Source organism: Petrotoga sp. 9PW.55.5.1, from assembly GCF_003265365.1.
GTDB lineage: Bacteria > Thermotogota > Thermotogae > Petrotogales > Petrotogaceae > Petrotoga.
In genome coordinates this window covers 1-3,404 of record NZ_AUPM01000022.1, presented here as the reverse complement: position 1 = coordinate 3,404, position 3,404 = coordinate 1, and the positions used below count along the sequence as shown (strand labels likewise).

The window sequence follows — 3,404 nt, the reverse complement described above, 5'->3', positions numbered from 1 at the left end:
GACGGGGTAGTCTCTCTTTAATTTGCTTTTAGCAAATTGAAAATCCAATTCAAAAGCAACTACCCCGTCTGTGACAAAAAGCGTCACAGCCACCCCTTCAAAAAGGGGAATTAACCCTAAATCTTTTCAAAAAGTAAATTAATATTTATTTAGAAAGTTTTATACTTTTATTTCAAAATTTCTTTTAGTTCGTCTAATGTGATTTCCAATAGATTATCTCCTATGTAATTTATCATTTTTTCATAGAAAAGAATAATTTACTTGACATTTTTTAAAAAATGTGTTATAGTTAACTATAACACTAAAGTGCTAGTTATATTAAACTATACTTGTTGACTTTATTATTGTTTTATAAGAGAGAAAGATGATTTTAAATGTAAGGGAGTGATAATTTATGAAAAAAGGGCATTATTTTGTTAGTTTTGTTATTGCGTTAATATTTGGTATACTAGCTATCTTTATTCCTTCAATATTTTTGAAAGTTGTGTTTTCTTTTATTGCTATTGTAGTTTTTGCAATGAATTTTACAAAGCATAAAGTACTTTTTGTTATTTTGGCTGTAGTCTTCTTTATAATTCCTGCTAGCATCTTTTTAAATTTTATGAATCAACATGAATGGGGAAACTTATGGAACAATCTTCTTGAAAATGATGGAAATTACTATCGGAACTATAATTATAATTATAATAAAGGTAATAATACTATAACTATTGAACCTGACAGGTATATTGAAGGTGCAGAACATCTAGAGATCAAAGGTAAGAATTATGAAATAATTTTTGATAATACATCAGATCAAATATATATTCCAAATCGTGTTCGCGAAAGAAGAAATCAGGATGTATTAACATTAACTTATAACGGCATGGAAAACGAAAAAGTAGTTATAATTGTTGGAACAAAAAATCCTTACAAAAGTATAAAAATTGACTCAACTGCAGTGGTGATAAAAGGAGATCTTAAAGTAGAGGATTTTTATATAAACGCAACTGGAGTAAGTTGTAACGCAAATATTTTTGCATCAACTTTAGTTATAGAAGCGATAGGATTAACTATTAATAATGATATACATGCTGATAACGTTGAAGTTAGAGCAACGGGAATTACGTGGAGAGGATTAATAGAAGCTAAAGAGATTAACATCTCTGGTACTGGAATGCAAATTAATTTGTCGGTAATAGGTGCAGAAAATATTTTTATTGCAAGTACTGCTATGCAACTTTCTATAAAATATCAAGATTACTGGTCAGGAACAAGAAATTTAACATTAAACGGAACTTATGGTGATGTAACTATATTAGAACCATCAATAAACGAAGGAAAGATAGATATAAATACCACAGGAAAAATAACGATCAGAAGACAAAAATTTTGAAAGGGATGTAATCATGTTTTATGAAGTAGACAAACACAGTGGAATCCCATCATATATTCAAATAATGAATCAGATAAAAAAAGAAATAATAATAGGTAATTTAAAGAAAGGCGATAGTTTGCCTCCTGTGAGGGAGTTAAGTAAAATTTTCAAGGTTAACGTGAATACTATTTTGAGGGCCTTAGAAAAGTTAGAAATAGAAGGTTATTTGGTAGCACAACATGGTGTAGGATTTTTTATATCTACCAATGTAGATTTGAAAAAAAGTGTTTTTAACGATATAAGAGACTTTGTAGAAAAAATGAAAAAAGAAGAGATAGATCTTGAAACTGTGAAATTAATATTAGAGGAGGTATGGAAAGATGTCCAATTTTCTGAATAAATTAGAGGTATATTTCCAAAAGGAATTTACAGAAAAAAGTGGGAGAATATTTTTGTTTTCGTTGTTATTTTTGTTTTTAGTACCTTTTGATATTTCTTTTTTATCTGCTTTTTTTGTATTTTTGTTTTTAACGAACATGCTTGGATACGATATAAGAAATAAAAAGTTTTCACTTTTGATTTCTTTACCGTTTTCTTATAGAGAAATATTTTTCTCATCTTTTATCTTATCGATTCTTTTGATAGCAATTCCTGGAACCATTGGTTCAGCTTTTATAAATTTTGGTAATGCTTATGGATTTTTAGCTTTATTAGAAGTATTTCAAGCCCTCATATTCGCAACGGCTTACTTTGCAATAATAATTATTTCCGTGACTTTAGGTGGAGATACATTTGGAATCCCATTTTTAGTGTTGATTTTAGATTTTATTTTAGGAGGATTTGGTTCAAGCATTATAGTTAATCCATATTATCTAATTAGCCCGTATCATCAAGGAAATATCTTGGCTAGTTTTGTGTTTTCTCTGATTCTTTTGATAATATCTTTGTACTTATTAGAAAAGAGAGGTGTTCAAAAATGATAGTTGAAGTAAAAGATTTGGTTAAGAGCTTTCATTCTAAACCAGTTTTGAATAAGATTAATTTAAATGTAGATGAGGGAGAAATATTTTCACTGATAGGCCCTAACGGGGCTGGAAAAACGACTACGTTAAGATGTTTGTATGGTGAGTTAAAACCTGAGAATGGGGAGATAAAATTATTTTCCGAAACTCTGAATCCAAGAATAAAAGAAAAAATTTCTGTAATGACGGAAGATAGGTTAACTTTTTCAAATTTCAAAGGAAGCGATTATCTGAAAATTTGGCAAATGTTGTATCCGAATTTCAACGAAGAAACATTTTCAAATTTTGTTTTGCATTATAATTTAGATATGAACCAAAAAGTAGAAAGGTACTCTATGGGTATGAAAACATTATTTTATTTAGCCTTGACTATTTCAAGTAACGCAGATCTTTTGCTTTTAGATGAACCCACACAAAACCTTGATCCAGTTATAAGGGCAGAAGCTTTAGGGATTTTAAGAAGGTATGCTAATGAAACTAATAAAACTATAGTAATCTCATCACACGAAATATACGAACTTGAAGAGATTTCTACATCATTTGCGATAATCAAAGAAGGAAAAATATTGTATTCTGATGATATGGACTCAGCTAAAGAAAAACACAGAATGATTAGAAAGGGTGAACCGATACCAAACGGAGAGGTAGTTTCAAATTTTGAAGAAGAGGTATTGGTAAGAACAAAAGATGAAATTGGAAGATTTCCAACATTTAATGAAATAGTATTAGGATATTTAAGAAGTACCCCCTCTTTCACCCCGTTTGGTGTTAAAAAATCTTAAAAAAATTTTTGCCAATTTGGACTTAAGTCAATATAGTAGACAGAAAAAATATGAAAAAAGATTTTTTGGGAAATTAGCTTTAATTCCCCTTTTTGAAGGGTTAATATAATAGAATTCCCCTCTTGAGAGGGGTGTCAGACTGAAAGTCTGACGGGGTGTGGTCACAGACGGGGTAGTTGCTTTTGAATTGGATTTTCAATTTGCTAAAAGCAAATTTAAGAATGACTACCCCGTCTGCAGCAT

Annotated in this window: 4 protein-coding genes; all 4 read left to right on the top strand. The window is 29.6% G+C overall.

Annotation, left to right across the window (positions count from 1 at the left end; genetic code table 11):
• Window positions 1–394: 394 nt before the first annotated feature.
• From PW5551_RS03735 to PW5551_RS03720, 4 genes are read left to right on the top strand one after another with little or no spacing between them, the layout of a single operon-like run.
• On the top strand, window positions 395–1,375 hold the full coding sequence (locus PW5551_RS03735) for a hypothetical protein (protein WP_113074473.1): 981 nt from the start codon (window positions 395–397) through the stop codon (window positions 1,373–1,375).
• Between the two features lie 13 nt (window positions 1,376–1,388).
• Complete coding sequence (locus PW5551_RS03730; RefSeq protein ID WP_113074472.1) at window positions 1,389–1,757, top strand: GntR family transcriptional regulator; 369 nt, start codon at window positions 1,389–1,391, stop codon at window positions 1,755–1,757.
• Window positions 1,738–2,337 carry a hypothetical protein gene (locus tag PW5551_RS03725; protein WP_113074471.1) on the top strand — a complete coding sequence of 200 codons (600 nt, stop codon included), beginning with the start codon at window positions 1,738–1,740 and terminating at the stop codon, window positions 2,335–2,337. The genes PW5551_RS03730 and PW5551_RS03725 overlap by 20 nt, the downstream gene beginning before the upstream one ends.
• Window positions 2,334–3,161, top strand: a complete 828-nt coding sequence (locus tag PW5551_RS03720) for an ABC transporter ATP-binding protein (RefSeq protein WP_113074470.1) — start codon at window positions 2,334–2,336, stop codon at window positions 3,159–3,161. Before PW5551_RS03725 ends, PW5551_RS03720 begins: the two co-directional genes overlap by 4 nt.
• Window positions 3,162–3,404 lie beyond the last annotated feature (243 nt).

What these genes read in the sequence shown, in the direction of transcription:
- PW5551_RS03735 (WP_113074473.1), top strand. Translation starts at nt 395, where the DNA reads ATGAAAAAAGGGCATTATTTTGTTAGTTTTGTTATTGCGTTAATATTT.
- PW5551_RS03730 (WP_113074472.1), top strand. Translation starts at nt 1,389, where the DNA reads ATGTTTTATGAAGTAGACAAACACAGTGGAATCCCATCATATATTCAA.
- PW5551_RS03725 (WP_113074471.1), top strand. Translation starts at nt 1,738, where the DNA reads ATGTCCAATTTTCTGAATAAATTAGAGGTATATTTCCAAAAGGAATTT.
- PW5551_RS03720 (WP_113074470.1), top strand. Translation starts at nt 2,334, where the DNA reads ATGATAGTTGAAGTAAAAGATTTGGTTAAGAGCTTTCATTCTAAACCA.